This window comes from Tritonibacter aquimaris (genome assembly GCF_009617595.1).
GTDB classification, from domain to species: Bacteria; Pseudomonadota; Alphaproteobacteria; order Rhodobacterales; family Rhodobacteraceae; genus Epibacterium; species Epibacterium aquimaris.
In genome coordinates this window covers 249,726-267,167 of the sequence record NZ_WIXK01000003.1, presented here as the reverse complement: position 1 = coordinate 267,167, position 17,442 = coordinate 249,726, and the positions used below count along the sequence as shown (strand labels likewise).

17 protein-coding genes are annotated in these 17,442 nt (G+C 55.5%); 13 read left to right on the top strand and 4 right to left on the bottom strand.

Features of this window, described 5'->3' with window-relative positions; all coding sequences use genetic code 11:
- The first annotated feature begins 187 nt into the window (after positions 1-187).
- Both nudC and GG681_RS07265 read left to right on the top strand, forming a co-directional pair.
- Positions 188-1,168, top strand: coding sequence for an NAD(+) diphosphatase (gene nudC / locus GG681_RS07270; protein WP_153546594.1), 981 nt, complete (start codon positions 188-190; stop codon positions 1,166-1,168).
- A gap of 42 nt (positions 1,169-1,210) precedes the next feature.
- Positions 1,211-1,675: an SRPBCC family protein gene (locus GG681_RS07265; RefSeq protein WP_153546592.1), complete on the top strand. Its 465-nt coding sequence runs from the start codon at positions 1,211-1,213 to the stop codon at positions 1,673-1,675.
- A 58-nt stretch (positions 1,676-1,733) separates the two neighbouring features.
- On the opposite strand, the gene GG681_RS07260 is transcribed toward GG681_RS07265, so the two are convergent.
- A complete protein-coding gene (locus GG681_RS07260; protein ID WP_153546590.1) occupies positions 1,734-2,567 on the bottom strand; it encodes a prephenate dehydratase in 834 nt (277 codons plus the stop codon).
- Between the two features lie 123 nt (positions 2,568-2,690).
- Between GG681_RS07260 and GG681_RS07255 the strand changes: the two genes are divergently transcribed.
- From GG681_RS07255 to GG681_RS07235, 5 genes are all read left to right on the top strand, one after another.
- Positions 2,691-3,188, top strand: a complete 498-nt coding sequence (locus GG681_RS07255; RefSeq protein WP_153546588.1) for a c-type cytochrome — start codon at positions 2,691-2,693, stop codon at positions 3,186-3,188.
- Between the two features lie 188 nt (positions 3,189-3,376).
- The gene (locus GG681_RS07250) at positions 3,377-5,287 is read left to right on the top strand and encodes an extracellular solute-binding protein (protein ID WP_153546585.1); all 1,911 of its coding nucleotides are present in this window, start codon (positions 3,377-3,379) and stop codon (positions 5,285-5,287) included.
- Between the two features lies 1 nt (position 5,288).
- Positions 5,289-6,392, top strand: coding sequence for a microcin C ABC transporter permease YejB (locus GG681_RS07245; protein ID WP_153546583.1), 1,104 nt, complete (start codon positions 5,289-5,291; stop codon positions 6,390-6,392).
- A 2-nt stretch (positions 6,393-6,394) separates the two neighbouring features.
- Complete coding sequence (locus GG681_RS07240) at positions 6,395-7,501, top strand: ABC transporter permease (RefSeq protein ID WP_153546581.1); 1,107 nt, start codon at positions 6,395-6,397, stop codon at positions 7,499-7,501.
- Positions 7,498-9,087 carry an ABC transporter ATP-binding protein gene (locus GG681_RS07235; protein ID WP_153546579.1) on the top strand — a complete coding sequence of 530 codons (1,590 nt, stop codon included), beginning with the start codon at positions 7,498-7,500 and terminating at the stop codon, positions 9,085-9,087. Before GG681_RS07240 ends, GG681_RS07235 begins: the two co-directional genes overlap by 4 nt.
- Positions 9,088-9,259: 172 nt before the next feature.
- On the opposite strand, the gene hemN is transcribed toward GG681_RS07235, so the two are convergent.
- Complete coding sequence (gene hemN / locus GG681_RS07230; RefSeq protein ID WP_153546577.1) at positions 9,260-10,615, bottom strand: oxygen-independent coproporphyrinogen III oxidase; 1,356 nt, start codon at positions 10,613-10,615, stop codon at positions 9,260-9,262.
- A gap of 62 nt (positions 10,616-10,677) precedes the next feature.
- Here hemN and fnrL point away from each other — a divergent pair, with 62 nt between their 5' ends.
- The gene (gene fnrL, locus GG681_RS07225) at positions 10,678-11,415 is read left to right on the top strand and encodes a transcriptional regulator FnrL (RefSeq protein ID WP_153546575.1); all 738 of its coding nucleotides are present in this window, start codon (positions 10,678-10,680) and stop codon (positions 11,413-11,415) included.
- 148 nt (positions 11,416-11,563) lie between these two features.
- Here the strand turns inward: fnrL and GG681_RS07220 are convergent, their stop codons facing one another.
- A complete protein-coding gene (locus GG681_RS07220; RefSeq protein WP_153546573.1) occupies positions 11,564-12,403 on the bottom strand; it encodes a universal stress protein in 840 nt (279 codons plus the stop codon).
- 179 nt (positions 12,404-12,582) lie between these two features.
- Here GG681_RS07220 and ccoN point away from each other — a divergent pair, with 179 nt between their 5' ends.
- From ccoN to ccoP, 4 genes are read left to right on the top strand one after another with little or no spacing between them, the layout of a single operon-like run.
- Positions 12,583-14,187 (top strand): cytochrome-c oxidase, cbb3-type subunit I, encoded by a 1,605-nt coding sequence (ccoN, locus tag GG681_RS07215; RefSeq protein ID WP_153546571.1) that lies wholly within the window; start codon positions 12,583-12,585, stop codon positions 14,185-14,187.
- Between the two features lie 14 nt (positions 14,188-14,201).
- A complete protein-coding gene (ccoO, locus tag GG681_RS07210) occupies positions 14,202-14,930 on the top strand; it encodes a cytochrome-c oxidase, cbb3-type subunit II (RefSeq protein ID WP_153546569.1) in 729 nt (242 codons plus the stop codon).
- 10 nt (positions 14,931-14,940) lie between these two features.
- Positions 14,941-15,126 carry a cbb3-type cytochrome c oxidase subunit 3 gene (locus GG681_RS07205; protein WP_153546567.1) on the top strand — a complete coding sequence of 62 codons (186 nt, stop codon included), beginning with the start codon at positions 14,941-14,943 and terminating at the stop codon, positions 15,124-15,126.
- Positions 15,123-15,989 (top strand): cytochrome-c oxidase, cbb3-type subunit III, encoded by an 867-nt coding sequence (ccoP, locus tag GG681_RS07200; RefSeq protein ID WP_153546565.1) that lies wholly within the window; start codon positions 15,123-15,125, stop codon positions 15,987-15,989. Before GG681_RS07205 ends, ccoP begins: the two co-directional genes overlap by 4 nt.
- Positions 15,990-16,122: 133 nt before the next feature.
- Here ccoP and GG681_RS07195 read toward each other — a convergent pair whose 3' ends face one another.
- Positions 16,123-16,371, bottom strand: coding sequence for a hypothetical protein (locus GG681_RS07195; RefSeq protein WP_153546563.1), 249 nt, complete (start codon positions 16,369-16,371; stop codon positions 16,123-16,125).
- 102 nt (positions 16,372-16,473) lie between these two features.
- Here GG681_RS07195 and GG681_RS07190 point away from each other — a divergent pair, with 102 nt between their 5' ends.
- Entirely contained in the window at positions 16,474-17,346 is an 873-nt protein-coding gene (locus GG681_RS07190; protein ID WP_153546561.1) for a LysR family transcriptional regulator, read from the top strand.
- Positions 17,347-17,442: the final 96 nt, after the last annotated feature.

The window sequence follows — 17,442 nt, the reverse complement described above, 5'->3', positions numbered from 1 at the left end:
TTTGTTAACAATTCGCCATTTTTGGGGCATGTCCACAATCTGGCGGCGCGTGTTGCGGTAAAATATTGCCTTACAAGAAGAATTTACGGGTTGTTATCTTAATACTAATTCCAATCTAATGCGTGTGCAGTGAAAAAATGAAGATAATTTGCCCATTTTTGAGGCATCCAGAGGATTTGAACAGCCAATGAAATATGCCAGTTCCGTGACATTTGGAGGCGGCGGCTTGCAGCGCAGTGCTGAGCTGCGTGATCAACCTGGCACCCTGTTGAAGCTCTGGCAGAAGCAGGGCAAAGCCTATCTGTTCTGGCGTGGCAAACCTTTAATGCATGCCAGTCAAAATGATGCATTGCCCAGTCAATTGGCGACACTTGGCACCGATCATCCATTGGTTGCTGAACATTTTGAAACGGCAGTGTTTTTGGGGCTGGACGCTGAAGGGTCGGGGCTGTTTGCCGTTGATCTGATTGGCTGGATACCCGAGGCCGCGGACGCCGCGCAATTGGGCAATTTTATTGATGACAGTTTGCAGCAGCACCCAGATCTGCCCGCAGGTCAGGTTTTTGCCGAGCTGCGTGGGGTTATGGCGCATTTGAGCGCACTGGATGCCGAGATCGCGGCAACCGCCAAAGCCGTTCTGGCCTGGCATGCAAGCCATCGTTTCTGTTCGAGCTGTGGCGCGTCCTCCCAGATGATCCAGGGGGGCTGGCAGCGCCGCTGCCCAAGCTGCGAAACCGGGCATTTCCCCCGCACGGATCCGGTGGTGATCATGTTGATCACCAAAGGTGACAATGTGCTGGTGGGACGCTCGCCGGGCTGGCCCGAGGGGATGTATTCCCTGCTTGCTGGATTTGTGGAGCCGGGGGAAACGCTGGAGGCGGCCGTGCGCCGCGAGGTGATGGAGGAGGTCGGCGTCACCGTTGGAGAGGTGGGCTATATGGCCAGCCAGCCCTGGGCGTTTCCCATGTCGCTGATGATTGGCTGCTGGGGCGAAGCAGAGACCACTGAGATCAATATCGACCCAAATGAGATCGAAGATGCGCTGTGGGTGAGCCGTCAAGACATGATGGATACCCAGGTCGGGCTGCATCCAAAGCTGAAACCAGCCCGAAAAGGTGCAATTGCAGGTTTTCTTCTGGAAAAATGGCTGGCAGATCAGGTCGCATAGACGCAAGAATGCGCAAAGGCGTTGCTGGGATACAGGTAGGTTATGAAATTAAAATCTTCAGAAGATGTGGATGCCCCGATCGAGCAGGTGTTTCGGCTGCTCTCTGACATCGATAATTTAGAGCGCCTTGCTGCGCGCCGTGGTGTGGATGTGATCCGCGCCAGTGAAGGCCCGATTAGAGAAGGCAGCAGCTGGAAGGTCAACTTCCGCCTTCGGGGCAAGGATCGCAGTGTGGATATGGAGCTGCAAAAGCTGCAGCCTTCCAATTTCATCTCGGTCAATGCCGACGGCGGTGGTGTCTCTGGCGTGTTCGCGGTTGAATTGGTGGCGCTGACGCCCACATGCACGCGGGTGCGGGTCTCGCTTGATATGGCAGCGAGCAGTATTCCGGGGCGTCTGTTGCTGCAATCGCTGAAACTGGCGCGCAGCAAGGTGCAGCAGAGATTTCGCGATCGTATGGGGAAATTTGCTGCCGTTCTTGAAGAGCGCTTGGCAGATTACGCCTGATCACTGCCCCTGCAAGATGTGGTCTTACCTATGAATGCCATAGGTAAGACTTGATCGTTTAATGGCGTTTCTTGCTTGCGGGGAAGGTGCCCAGAATCTCGATATTGCTGGTGAAATAGCGCAGCTCGTCCATGGCGAGCTGAACATTGGCATCATCAGGATGGCCTTCGATATCCGCATAAAACTGGGTCGCGGTGAAGGAGCCATCCACCATATAGCTTTCCAGTTTCACCATATTGATGCCATTGGTGGCAAAGCCCCCCATCGCCTTATAGAGGGCTGAGGGAATGTTTCGGACCTGAAAGATAAAGCTGGTGATCATCCCATGCTGGCCGCGACGTTCGTAATTAGATTCGCGGTCCATGATCAAAAAACGGGTGGTATTGTCGCCATTGTCCTCGATATGGCGGGCAAGCACTTCTAGCCCGTAGATCTCTCCAGCCAGCTCGCTTGCGAGGGCAGCGACCGTTGGATCGCCCCGTTCCGCAACGTCACGTGCAGCGCGGGCATTGTCGGGGCTGACCCGTCCAACGATGCCGTGCTCTTTCAGAAAACTGGCGCATTGGGGCAGCAGAACCAGATGGGAATAAGCGTCTTTGATCTGTGAAAGCTCTGCCCCCGGCAGGCCCAGCACATTGATGTGAACCCGCACAAAGGCTTCATCCACAATATGCAGCCCTGAATAGGGTAAAAGGCGATGAATATCAGCGACTCGGCCGTAGGTGGAGTTCTCCACCGGCAGCATTGCCTGGTCGGCTTCGCCAGATTTTACCGCCTCAATTGCCTGTTCAAAAGTACGACAGGGCAAAACATCCATATTGGGGCGCGCTGCACGGCAAGCTTCGTGACTATAGGAGCCAAGCTCCCCCTGAATGGCGATTTTGCGTGTCATCTGTGGCTCTCTTACCATTATATTCCATAAACGGGCATTTAGTCGCGCTGTCTATACCTTGTCAGACTATGGGGGAAGCCTTAGAAAATTCCTAGACAGCTACTCTTTTATGGACACGCAATCATGCTCGACACGATGACCCTTACCAAAGCGACGGCCGGTTTATGCGGGAGTTTGCTCGTATTACTGCTCGGAAAATGGGCGGCAACCGCAATCTATGACATGGATACCCACGGGGAACAGTCATATGTGATTGAGTTGCCAGATGCCTCCGGCGCGCAGGAAGCGGTCGAAGAAGTGAGCTTTGCTGATCTGCTGGCCACTGCAGATGTGGGCAAAGGCGAAAAAGTATTCAAGAAATGCGCCGCCTGCCACAAGCTTGATGATGGTGCCAATGCAACTGGCCCGTATCTGTTTGGTCTGGTTGATCGTGAAGTTGGGGCCGCATCCGGCTTTGGCTATTCCGGTGCGTTGCCTGCAGGCACCTGGACCGCGGATGCGCTCAATGCGTTCCTGACCAAACCTGCGGATTATGCGCCGGGCACCTCGATGAGCTTCTCGGGGCTGAAAAAGGACAAAGACCGCGCCAATCTGATCGCCTATCTGGCGACGATCAACTGATCTGACCTGGTACTACAGACGACTGTTGAAACACCGCTGCCCTAACGGGTGGCGGTTTTTTGCGTTCAAGATTGATCAAACCCGCTTTAACGGGGCTTCACATCCGCTAAGTTTCCATTAGCTGTAGTGGGATAGAGTAAAATCATCCATAAACTCCTGTAAGAAGAACTCAAATGGAGGATCCGTCGATGCAGACATCCCGCGCACAGGTCAAAGTGGTCAAGGCAAAGCCGTTGCGATACGCACTCCGATGGCTCGGCGCTGGTGCATTGATTTTGGCAGGTGGGAGCCTCGCGGCGGAGGACGCGGTGATCAAAAGCCACGGCTATTCCTATTTTGGCAATCTGGATTACCCCGCAGATTACCCGCATCTGAACTACGTGAACCCCGATGCGCCTAAGGGCGGCGAGCTTTCGATTGCAGCGTCTGGCACCTTTGACAGTTTGAACCCCTATTCGCGCAAAGGGCGAGCTGGATCATTAACGACCCTCCAATATGACAGTCTGATTGACAGCACTGTTGATGGGGTGGGGCAGTATTACGGGCTGTTGGCGGAAAGTCTTGAATATGACGAGGGGCGCAATTGGGTGATTTTCAACATCCGGCCCGAGGCAAAATTCTGGGACGGTACACCGGTCACCGCCGAAGATGTGGTCTATAGCCACACGCTGTTTATCACCCAGGGCCTGCCGTCTTATGCGCAAGCCGTGAGCCATATGGTCACTGGTGCCGAGGCGCTGGATGAGCACCGGGTGAAGTTTACCTTTAATCCCGAAGTTTCGCGCCGGAGCCTGATTGAGACCGTGGGCAATACACCAGTGTTTTCAAAGGCCTGGTTTGAGGCCGATGAAAGCCGCCGTCTGGATGAACCGCGTCTGGAAGTGGCTGTGGGATCTGGGCCGTACCAGCTTGAGAGTTACGATATCAACCGACGTATCGTTTACAAACGTCGCGATGATTACTGGGCTAAGGATCTTCCGATCAATATTGGCCGCCACAATTACGACCGCATCCGGGTTGAGTATTTTTCAGACCAGACCGCATCTTTTGAAGGGTTCAAAGCAGGCGAATATACCTTCCGCATTGAACCTGACGCCAAACAATGGGCCACAAGCTATAGTTTCCCAAAGATCGAAGAGGGCTCGGTCATCAAGGCTGAGATCCCCGACCAAAGCCCGCCCACTCCAAGCGGGTTTGTGTTTAACCTGGGCAAGCCGCAGTTTGCCGACAAAGAGGTGCGCGCGGCGCTGGCGCTGGCGTTCAATTTTGAATGGGTCAATGAATCACTGCTTTTTGGTCTATCAACCCAGCGCAGTTCCTTTGTCGAAGGTAGCCATATCGAGGCAAAAGATGTGCCCACCAATGGTGAGCTGAGCTTTTTGCAAGGTCTTGGCGATGTGGTGCCAGCTGAGTTTCTGAATACGCCTGTTGCGCTGAGCCATAGTTCCAAACCAGACCGTCTGCGCGATCGCCGTAACCTGCGCAAAGCCGCCAAACTGCTGGACGCGGCGGGTTGGCCCGTGGGCGAAGACAAGCTGCGCCGCAATGCTGCTGGAAACACGCTGAAGGTGGAAATCCCCTTTGCAACCAGCATGCCGGAAAGCACTGCCACCATGATCGAGACCTATGTGCAGAACCTGCAGGCGCTGGGCGTGGATGCCAAGGCCGAAAAAGTGGACCCCTCGCAATATACGCTGCGCACCCGTGAGCGTGATTACGACATGCTTTACACCAACCGCTATGGTTCGTTCCTGTCCACGGGTGGCGGGCTTACGCAGATGTATGGCTCCAAAGAAGCAGAGTTCAGCCTGTTCAACCCTGCTGGTCTGGCCAGCCCGCTGGTGGATGCAATTATCGAATCTTCTTTTGAAACCAAAGATCAAGCGGATCAGGACGCGGCGCTGATGGCGCTGGACCGGGCGCTGCGCTTTGAGTTTTTTGTGGTGCCGGATGGCTATGTGCCCAACTACTGGGTGAGCTATTTCGACATGTATGAATACCCCGATACGCTGCCAAAATTTGCGCTGGGTTATCTTGATCTGTGGTGGATCAACCCGGACAAAGAAGCAGAACTGAAGACCACAGGCGTGTTGCGCTGATATGGCTGCTTATATTCTACGACGCTTATTGCTCGTGATCCCCACGTTGTTGGGGATCATGATCGTGAACTTTACCCTGGTGCAATTTGTGCCTGGTGGCCCGATTGAACAGATCATTGCCCAGCAACAGGGGCAGGGGGATGTGTTTGCGGGTTTTGCCGGCGGGGGTGACACCAACCTTGAGCTGGAAACCGATCTGGGGCTTGGCGCAGGCGGTGAGGAAAAATACGCCGGTGCCCGCGGTCTGCCGCCTGAGTTTATCGAGGAGCTCGAGCGTGAATTTGGTTTTGATAAACCGCCGCTTGAACGTTTTTTGCTGATGCTTGGCAACTACGCGCAATTTGATTTTGGCGAGAGCTATTTCCGTAAGATCAGCGTGATTGATCTGGTGCTGGAGAAAATGCCGGTGTCGATCACCCTTGGCCTGTGGTCGACGCTGATTGCCTATATGATTTCGATCCCACTGGGCATTCGCAAGGCCATGCGTGATGGCACCAGTTTTGATACCTGGACCAGCGGTGTGATTATTGCGGCCTATGCTATTCCGGGTTTTTTGTTCGCGATTATGCTGCTTGTGGTGTTTGCGGGCGGGTCCTATTGGCAGATCTTCCCGCTGCGGGGGCTGACGTCGGATAATTTCAGCGAGCTGAGCCTGCTTGGCAAGATCGGCGATTACTTCTGGCACATTGCGCTGCCGGTGATTGCCTCAACCATCGCAAGTTTTGCGACGCTGACCTTGCTGACCAAAAACTCATTCCTGGATGAGATCAAGAAACACTATGTGATGACCGCCCGCGCCAAAGGGCTGAGCGAGACCCGCGTGCTTTATGGGCATGTGTTTCGCAATGCGATGCTGATTGTGATTGCGGGGTTTCCGGCGGTGTTTATCGGCGTGTTCTTTGGTGGCAGCCTGATCATTGAAACGATCTTCTCGCTCGATGGGCTGGGGCGGCTTGGCTTTGAAGCGGCCGTGGCGCGTGACTACCCAATTGTGTTTGGCACGCTGTTTATCTTTGGCCTGATGGGGCTGGTTGTCGGGATCATCTCTGATCTCATGTATGTGCTGGTTGATCCGCGCATTGATTTTGAACGCAGGGAGGGGTGAAGATGGCTCTGTCTCCGCTGAACCAGCGCCGCTGGCGCAATTTCCGCAGCAACCGACGCGCCTATTGGTCGCTGTTGATCTTTTCCGTGCTGTTTGGCCTGTCGCTGTTGGCTGATGTGCTGGCCAATGACAAACCGATCCTTGTGCAATACCGCGGTGAGTTCTATTCGCCCGTTTTGCGGTCATACGCGGAAACCACCTTTGGCGGTGATTTCGAAACCGAAGCCGCCTACCGCGATCCTGAGGTGCAATGCCTGATCCGCTCTGGCGGCGTAGAGGATTGTTTTGACGATCCCGAGGGCATTTTGGACGAAATCGACCAGGGCAGTTATGCCGTAGAAGGTTTCGACAAAGGCTGGTCGATCTGGCCGCTTATTCCCTATTCCTTTGACACGCCGGTGGATCGCCCCGGCGCGGCGCCTTTGCCACCAAATGAGCAGAACTATCTGGGCACCGACAGCCGCAAGCGTGATGTGTTGGCGCGGGTCATTCATGGTTTCCGCCTGTCGATTGTGTTCACCCTGATTGTGACCCTTGCGGCAACAGTGATCGGCATTGTCGCAGGCGCGGTGCAGGGCTATTTCGGCGGCTGGGTTGATCTGATCTTCCAACGTATCATCGAAGTCTGGGCCTCAACGCCGTCGCTTTATGTGATCATCATCCTTTTTGCCATTCTGGGACGCAGTTTCTGGCTGCTGGTTCTGTTGAGCGTTCTATTTGGTTGGACCGCTTTGGTAGGGGTGGTGCGCGCTGAATTTCTACGGGCGCGCAATCTGGAATATGTGCGCGCGGCCAAGGCGTTGGGCGTTGGCAATATCACCATCATGTTTCGCCATATGCTGCCCAATGCGATGGTTGCGACACTGACAATGCTGCCCTTTATCGTGACCGGCACCATTGGCACACTGGCCTCGCTTGATTTTCTCGGCTTTGGTCTGCCCTCATCTGCGCCTTCACTGGGTGAGCTGACATTGCAGGCCAAACAGAACCTGCAAGCGCCCTGGCTCGGGTTTACGGCCTTCATCACCTTTGCCGTTATGTTGTCGCTCTTGATCTTCATTTTTGAAGGGGTGCGCGACGCCTTTGATCCAAGAAAGACTTTCTCATGAGCGCAGTGTTGCAGGTGAAAGACCTCCGCGTGGCCTTTCGGCAAGACGGTCAATGGGTGGATGCCGTGAAAGGCGTTTCGTTTTCGCTCGACAAGGGTGAGACGGTGGCATTGGTGGGTGAGTCTGGTTCTGGGAAATCTGTCTCGGCGCTCTCAACCGTGTCTTTGTTGGGTGAAAGCGCTGCTGTTTCCGGTTCTGTCACCTACGACGGGGTTGAAATGGTGGGCGCGGATGAGAAACATCTGCGCGCGGTGCGTGGCAACGACATCTCGTTCATTTTTCAAGAACCGATGACATCGCTCAACCCGCTGCACACGCTGGAAAAACAGCTGGGTGAAAGCCTTGCCCTGCATCAGGGCATAAGTGGTGATGCGGCGCGTGGTCGTATTCTTGAGCTTTTGAACCGTGTTGGTATTCGCGATGCCGAAAGCCGACTGGCGTCTTATCCGCACCAGCTTTCGGGCGGGCAGCGCCAGCGGGTGATGATTGCGATGGCGCTGGCGAACAAGCCTGACATTCTGATCGCGGATGAGCCAACAACCGCGCTGGATGTGACCATTCAGGCGCAGATCCTTGAACTTTTGGCCGAGCTGAAAGAGAGCGAAGGCATGGGGGTGTTGTTTATCACCCATGATCTGGCGGTGGTGCGCCGTATCGCTGATCGGGTCTGCGTGATGAAGGATGGGGAAATTGTAGAGGCCGGCCCAACGGCTGAGATTTTTGCCAATCCCCAGCATTCCTATACGCAGAAACTTTTGGCGGCTGAGCCGTCAGGCCAGCCCGAGCCTGTAGCAGATGATGCGGCTGAAATGGTTTCGACCAATGATCTGAAGGTCTGGTTTCCAATTCAGCGGGGCTTTCTGCGCAAAACCGTGGGCCATATCAAAGCCGTAAATCCCAGCTCGATTTCGATCCGGGCCGGAGAGACGTTGGGCATTGTGGGGGAATCCGGTTCGGGCAAGACTACAATGGCGCTTGCGATCATGCGGCTGATTGCTTCTGAAGGTGCGGTGTATTTTCAAGGCAACGACCTGCGTACATGGTCAACGCGGGACCTGCGCGGTTTGCGCAAAGATATGCAGATCGTGTTTCAGGACCCCTTTGGCGCGCTGTCGCCCCGTATGACCTGCGCCCAGATCATCGCCGAAGGGCTGTCCGTGCATGAGGTCGACAAACACCGCAACCCGCGTGAGCTGGTGGCAGAGGTGATGGAAGAGGTGGGGCTTGATCCCAAGGCGATGGATCGCTACCCGCATGAGTTCTCTGGTGGACAGCGCCAGCGGATTGCGATTGCGCGTGCGATGGTGCTGAGGCCAAAGCTCGTGGTGCTGGATGAACCCACATCAGCCTTGGATATGACGGTGCAGGTGCAGATTGTCGAACTGTTGCGCAGGCTGCAGAAGCGGTATGGGTTGGCTTATATGTTCATCAGTCATGATCTCAATGTGGTGCGGGCGATGTCGCATAAGGTCTTGGTGATGAAACAGGGCAATGTGGTGGAGAGCGGCACCTCTGACGAGATTTTCACCCGCCCACAGGATCCTTACACGCAGGAACTTTTGTCGGTTGTGACAGCCGCCGAGTAGATTACCGAGCAGGCGTGGTGCTCCCGCGCCCGCAGGTCCCTTGCCTGTGGCAAAGAACCTTTTGCGGCCTTGGGCCAGGCTCGACGCAGAGCGTCGAGCCTGGCCCAACCGAACCGTTGCATGTCTTTCATGCAAAAGGTTTGGGCGGGAGCACACGGGCTCTTGATAGGCGTTAGATCGCGGCGCTATGGCCTGCTTTGCTCAGGTCGTAGGCATCAAACTCACGGGCGATGACGCGGGTCAGCGGTTGTGCTTTTGGCAGGATGATAAAGCTGTCGCTGGTGATCTTGACCATATCCGGGAAGCGCACCGCCACCTGTTCAATCATCGCGTTCAGTGCGGATTTGCTGATGTCGAACCGCTGCAAGATATCGGTGAACTCAATACGGAAGTCACACATCAAGGCTTCGATCATGCGCGACCGCAGCCTGTCATCGGCGGAAAACACATGGCCACGCGTGGTTGAAAACCGGCCATCGCGAATGGCCGTTGTATGCGCCGAAGTGGCGGGCGCGTTTTGTGCGTATCCTTGCGGGAAGCGTGAGATGGAGGAGGCGCCAACACCGATCAACACATCAGAGCGGTCATCGGTATAGCCCTGGAAATTGCGCCGCAGCTTGCCAAGTTTTTGCGCCACAGCAAGCCCATCAGAGGGGCGGGCAAAGTGATCAATGCCGATCTCGCAATAGCCATCCCAGGCAAACAGCTGTTGCGCGGTTTCAAACAATTCCAGCCGCGCCTCGGGTGTGGGCAGCGCCTCTGATGGAATCATATTCTGGCGACGGGCCATCCAGGGCACATGCGCATAGCCATAAAGCGCGACCCGATCAGGCGACAGCGACAGCAGTTTCTGCACGCTGTCCGCCATCCGCGTATTGGTCTGATGCGGCAGGCCATACAGAATGTCGGCGTTGAGGCTGGTGATTCCCTGGCTGCGCAGCAAATCGACGGTTTCGCTGGTCACCTCGTAGCTTTGTGGGCGGCCAATGGTTTCCTGAATCTGCGGATCAAAGTCCTGCACCCCAATTGAGGCACGGTTCATCCCGGCTGCGACCAGCGCTTCAACCCGCGCGGCGTCAATTTCATTCGGGTCGATTTCTACTGAAAATTCCGCATCCCGGCCAAAGGGCGCAACATTTGCAATATCTGTCGCCAGTTCGCGCATCATCTCAGCTGACAAGAGCGTCGGGGTGCCACCACCCCAATGCAGCCGTGAAAGCGTGACACCGGACGGCAGAATCTCTCCGAGCTGCGCCAGTTCAGATTTCAACGTTTCCAGATAGGCGCGCACGGGAGAGTCCGATTGTGTGCCCTGCGTACGACAGGCGCAAAACCAGCATAACCTGCGACAAAATGGGACGTGCACGTATAGGGATATCGATCCATTTTCGGGTATCGACTTGATCCAACTGGAAAAAACTTCACTATCGACCCCGTTTTTGAAATGGGGTGCGGTGGGGTAGCTGGTATACCGCGGCACTTTGGCATCGAATAAACCGAGCCGGGCCAATTGTGATTTTATGTCCATGCATTTAGTTTAGGTAATATCCACTCCCCAGGTCATTGACCCAGATCAATTGGAATCCCGCCATGGCTGCCCCTGTTTTAACGCAAGTGAAGTGCTCTGATTGCCCGATCCGCCATCGCGCGGTCTGTGCGCGTTGTAATGGCGATGAGCTGGAGGAACTCGACGGTATCAAGTATTATCGCAGCTATGAGGCTGGCCAACCCATCGTCTGGTCTGGCGACAAAATGGATTTTGTTGGCTCGATTGTTGGGGGGGTGGCGACGCTTACTCAGACTATGGAAGATGGGCGCACCCAGATGGTGGGCCTTCTGTTGCCAAGCGATTTTGTAGGGCGTCCCGGCCGTGAGGGCGCAGCCTATAATGTGGTCGCCACGACAACGGTTATGATGTGTTGTTTCCGCAAGAAACCGTTTGAAGAGATGATGGCGCGCACGCCGCACATCGCGCACCGTCTGTTGGAGATGACTCTGGATGAGCTGGACGCGGCGCGTGAGTGGATGCTGGTTCTGGGTCGCAAAACCGCGCGGGAAAAGATTGCGAGCCTGCTGTCCATCATTGCCCGTCGCGACGCACATTTCGACGCTGGTGCTGGGGCGCAGGTGGAGTTTGAACTGCCGCTGACCCGTGAAGCCATGGCGGATTATCTGGGGCTGACACTGGAGACTGTAAGTCGCCAGATTTCAGCATTGCGAAAATCAGGTGTGATTTCACTGGAAGGCAAGCGCCATGTGATCGTGCCCGATATGAGCCGCCTGATCGAAGAGGCAGGTGACGACAGCGATGGGGGCTATCTGGTCTGACCTGACGGCGCGCTGACAACAGGTTTCAACGTGTTAAAAGTGATCGACCTGCACCAGCTGCGTTGGGAGACGGGCGCAGGTCAATCTGGGCCGCCAATAGTGGATTGGACACACAAGAACTGGCGGCACATTTAGAAACTCTGGCTGTTTAATGCGCCATCAATACCGGTTTGGTGGTGGTTTCCAGAATATGGCGGGTCGCACCCCCAAGGATCGCCTCGCGGAAACGCGAATGGCCATAGGCCCCCATCACCAGCAGATCAGATGCGGTATCATCCATATGGCGCAACAAAACATCCGAGGTGCGCGGCATGGATTTGCACAACACGTTCACATCACAGTTGACCCCGTGACGCGCAAGCATCTGACAAAGCTGCCCACCGGGATCTGAGCGGTTGGGGCTGTGGCGTGGCGGGTCGATCACAGCAACATGCACGATCTCAGCTGCTTTGAGGAAAGGCAGCGCCTTGCGCACCGCCGAGAGCGCCTCGGCGCTTTCATTCCAGCCCACGACGATGGATTTTGGTATGCCGCGCAGCGTGTCGTCATGGGGCACAATAAGCACCGGTGCCGCGCTTTCAAACAGCCCCGCTTCGACGATGGCTTCGGCTTCTATGCTGGCGTTTTTGCCGTAGGGTTTGCCAAGGACCATCAAATCGCAGAAACGACCGTGGCGGGACACGCTTCTGGCAATCTCACCCAATGGGCTGACCGCGTGTGAAACTGAAAACGGGACATCATCCCGGGCAAAGTGTGCTTCGGCAAAGGACTGCAATGCGGCGGCTTCTTCGCGGGCGGTTTGCAGCGATTTCTGCATCAGCATTGAGTTCGCCATGCCATAATCGTAGCTGGCCTGGGTACGGTCCACTCCCAAACAGAGCGCATCAATATGTGCCTCAAACCAGCTGGCCAAGGTGCTGGTCTGATTGAGTGGCGCCAGCGCGCCCTCGGCATCACTGATCACGGTCAACAGAGTTTTATAAGACATCTTGCACCTCCTAAGCTCACGTTGCGAACCTTTACGCCCTCATGTTTTGCATGAATCGAATATGAGGGTTTTGATGCAGATCAAGGCTAGCTTTGACAGGATAGGGCATCACATCTCCGGTCTGAAACCGCCCGAAGTTGTTCAGGAGAATCGATAAGGGCAAGGTAAAGGGACGAGAAATGTCTAACTATATCAAGCTGATAGTGCTTGGTCTCATTACGCTTTTTGCGATGCTCGGGATCAATTTCGCACGCGATTTGGCCTATCAGGTGCATGCGGTTATCGTGATGTTGGTTGCTGGCGGTATGTTTTTGTACACGCTGCGCCAAACCGATGAACCCACGGCGCCGATGCCAACCCACGAATATATGGACGGAGTGATCCGTGCCGGTGTGATTGCCACCGCCTTTTGGGGCGTTGTGGGCTTTCTTGCGGGCACGTTCATTGCGTTCCAGCTGGCCTTTCCGGGGCTGAACTTTAACTGGGCTGAAGGCTATGCCAACTTTGGACGCCTGCGCCCGCTGCACACCTCTGCGGTGATTTTTGCCTTTGGTGGCAACGCGCTGATGGCGTCGTCTTTTTATGTGGTTCAACGGACCTCAGCCGCGCGGCTGTGGGGCGGTAACCTGGCCTGGTTTGTGTTCTGGGGCTATCAGCTGTTTATCGTTTTGGCAGCGACCGGTTACCTGTTGGGCGCCACCCAATCCAAAGAATACGCTGAGCCCGAATGGTATGTTGATATCTGGCTGACTGTGGTCTGGGTTGCCTATCTGGCGGTCTACCTTGGCACCATCATCAAACGCCGCGAGCCGCATATCTATGTGGCCAACTGGTTCTTTCTCGCCTTTATCGTGACCGTGGCCATGTTGCACCTGGTGAACAATCTGACCATCCCGGTTTCAATCTGGGGCTCCAGATCCGTCATTGTCTGGCCTGGTGTGCAAGACGCGATGGTTCAATGGTGGTATGGGCACAACGCAGTGGGCTTCTTCCTGACTGCGGGCTTCTTGGGGATGATGTACTATTTCATTCCAAAGCAGGCTGGACGTCCGGTCTTTAGTTACAAGCTGTCGATCATTCACTTCTGGGCGCTGATCTTCCTGTATATCTGGGCAGGCCCGCACCATCTGCACTACACCGCGCTGCCGGACTGGGCTTCGACCCTTGGCATGGTGTTCTCGATCGTGCTGTGGATGCCGTCTTGGGGTGGTATGATCAACGGTCTGATGACGCTCTCGGGTGCCTGGGACAAGCTCAGAACCGACCCTGTGTTGCGGATGCTGGTGATCTCGGTGGCTTTCTACGGCATGTCCACTTTTGAGGGTCCGATGATGTCGATCCGTGCGGTGAACTCGCTCAGCCACTATACCGACTGGACCATTGGTCACGTGCACTCTGGTGCGTTGGGTTGGAATGGTATGATCACCTTTGGTGCGCTTTACTATCTGACACCAGTTCTGTGGAAGCGGGAGAACCTCTATTCGCTGGGGCTCGTCAGCTGGCACTTCTGGCTCGCCACCATCGGTATCGTTCTTTATGCGGCCTCCATGTGGGTGACCGGCATTATGGAAGGCCTGATGTGGCGTGAAGTGGATGCCAACGGGTTCCTTGTGAACTCCTTTGCCGACACTGTTGCAGCCAAATTCCCGATGTATGTGGTGCGCGGAGTGGGCGGGGTCATGTACCTCACCGGTGCGCTGATCATGTGCTACAACCTTGTGATGACTGTCCGTAAGGCCCCGGCTAAAGAAGCCAGCCTTTCGGTTGCAGTCCCTGCTGAATAAGGAGGGCCGGAGAGATGGCAATTCTCGACAAGCATAAAATCCTTGAAACCAATGCAACCCTCCTGTTGATTTTCTCTTTTCTGGTGGTGACCATCGGTGGTCTGGTGCAGATCACACCGCTGTTTTACCTGGAAAACACCATTGAGAAGGTCGAAGGCATGCGCCCTTACACCCCGCTGGAGCTGGCGGGGCGTGAGGTCTACATCCGCGAAGGCTGCTATGTCTGCCACAGTCAGATGATCCGCCCGATGCGCGATGAGGTGGAGCGTTATGGCCACTACTCATTGGCGGCGGAATCCATGTATGATCACCCGTTCCAATGGGGTTCCAAACGCACCGGGCCGGATCTGGCCCGTGTTGGGGGACGTTATTCGGATGATTGGCACGTGGACCACCTGCGCGATCCGCAATCCGTGGTGCCGGAATCGGTGATGCCGAAATATGGCTTCCTCGAACGTACCCTTGTGGATGGCGAATACATCGGTGATCTGATGGCAACTCAGGCGATCGTTGGCGTGCCTTACTCTGACGATATGGTGAAGCAAGCCTCGCTTGATTTCCGCGCACAAGCGGATCCCGACAGCGATTATGACGGCCTGCTGGAACGCTATGGCGAAGACATCAATGTGCGTAACTTTGATGGCCAGCCTGGTGTGTCTGAGGCCGATGCGTTGATCGCCTACCTGCAGATGCTCGGGACTTTGGTTGATTTCTCGACCTTCACCCCCGACGCAAGCCGCTAAGGAGAGAATAATGGAACTTTATACGCTCCTTCGCCAATTTGCAGACAGCTGGATGCTTTTGATGCTGTTTGTATTCTTTGTTGGTGTTGTTGTCTGGTGCTTCCGCCCCGGCAGCGCCAAGGTCCACGCGGACACCGCCGACATTCCTTTTCGCCATGCGGATAAGCCCGCGCAGCCCGAGGAGGCCCGGACATGAGTAAGAAACCGGTCAAACCTCAAGATGTCCCCACCACTGGCCACAGCTGGGATGGGATCGAGGAATTCGACAACCCGATGCCACGCTGGTGGTTGTGGACCTTCTATCTCTGCATCATCTGGGCCATTGGCTATACGATTGCCTATCCGGCCTGGCCCATGGTGAACCGCGCCACCACCGGTCTGTTGGGCTGGTCCACACGTGCAAATGTTGCTGAAGACATCGCTGCGGTTGATGCTGCAAATGGTCCGATCAACGCCCGTTTGGAAGCGGTTGATATGGCTGCGATCGCCGCAGATCCTGATCTGCACAGCTATGCGATTTCTGCCGGTTCTGCCGTGTTCAAAACATGGTGTGCGCAGTGTCACGGCTCTGGTGCGGCGGGTGCGGTTGGTTATCCGAACCTGCTGGATGATGACTGGCTCTGGGGTGGTACCATCGAGGACATCCAGATGACCGTCAGCCATGGTATCCGCAACGAGGACGACGATGATGCGCGTTATTCCGAGATGCCTGCCTTTGGCCGCGATGAGCTGCTGGAAAAAGGTGAAATCTCGGCGATCGCCAACTACGTGATCTCGCTGTCGGGAGACCCGATGGATGCAAGCGTCGTAGAAGAAGGCAAAGTGCTCTTTGCTGACAACTGCGCCGCGTGTCACGGCGAGCAGGCGGAAGGTGATATCTATCAAGGTGCACCCAATCTGGCAGATGCAATCTGGCTTTATGGTGGCTCCTACGATGATGTTGTGGAAACCATCAACAACGCACGCTTTGGTGTGATGCCAGCCTGGTCTGGCCGCCTGAGTGAAGCTGAAGTTCGCGCTGTCACAGCCTATGTGCACCAGCTGGGTGGCGGTGAATAATCACCTGATCGATAATTTACAGACGGGGGCCAAATTTGGCCCCCGTTTCTTTTTTCGGCGCTTTCATTTCACCGGTTGACGTAGATCAAAGCCCCAAAGCCCGGTGTGTTGTCATATGAGGCTGGGTCCTAAGTCAGATCTGACTAGCTGACTTTCCGAGACAGACCTTCCCTGTTCGTGCTTCATCCAAGCGCGAATCTGGTGTCGGTGCTTCGCATTGTTCGCGCGTTTCCCGAAGCATCGGCACCTTTTTTTCCCACACAAACAATGATTTTCTGCGGCGCTTTGGTGCCGGGCGAGGGTGGTCGTCAATGGGCGGCAGGGCCTTGGTGTCAAAGCCCGCGGCAGTCAGAAACACATGGGAATATACGCTGGTCAACATGGCGACGTCTCCGTTTGGGTTGGGTCTCTTGCCACAAACGTTGCCAGAACTGCGATTTTATGCGAGTCAATTGGAATTCCAATATGTAAGCAGGGATTAAGTATGGATTGGATGAAGATGCCACCGCTTGCCGCGCTTCGTGCCTTTTCATCCTTTGCTGAGCACGGAAACCTGGCAGATGCGGCCAAGGGCTTAAATGTAAGCCATGCTGCCATAAGCCAGCAGCTGCGTGCGCTGGAAACCTACCTGGGGGTTGCCTTGGTTGAACGTCAGGGCAGGGCCCTGCAGCTGACCCCAGAAGGGAAGCGCCTTGCGCAGGCCACGCAGTTGGGGTTTGCGATGATTTCAAACGTGGTGCAGGAGGTCGCAAACGAGCGTGACGCGCGCCCGCTGCATATTTCCTGCACGCCAATGTTTGCGGCCAAATGGCTGATGCCACGGCTGGGCAGCTTTCGCGAACGCCACCCCGAAGTGGATCTGGTGCTGGATCCGACGGGGGCTGTGGTTGATCTCGACGCCGCAGGGGTGGATATCGCATTGCGCTATGGTCAGGGGCACTGGCCCGGCCTTGATGCAGAACTGCTGATGTCGGTGCAGCTGGTTGTTGTTGCAGCACCTTCGCTGGTGCAGGGGCAGCAGGTCAGCCAGCCCGAGGATCTGCGCTGTTTTCCCTGGATCGAGGAACTTGGCACCAATGAGGCCTCAAGCTGGATGCGCTCACGCGGGGTGGATGATGGGCCGCGGGGCGCGCGTATCACATTGCCGGGTAATCTGTTGCTTGATGCGGTTTTGCGCGGGCAGGGCGTGGCAATGAAGATCAAGGAATTTGTGCAAGAGGAGCTGGACAGTCAAAGACTGCTCACACTGTTTCACGAGGAGGTTTCTGGCGGGTATTATATCGTGACACGGCCGGGGTTTATGCGACCACAAACCCGCAAATTCCTGTCTTGGCTGCGCCAGCAGCGGGAAAAATAGCCGCAAGCGCGACATTTTGCGCAGTCGATCCGGGCCGAAAACATCCATCCCGCATGTCTATTTTGATCCACGTCAAAGTCAGAAATTTGAATTATT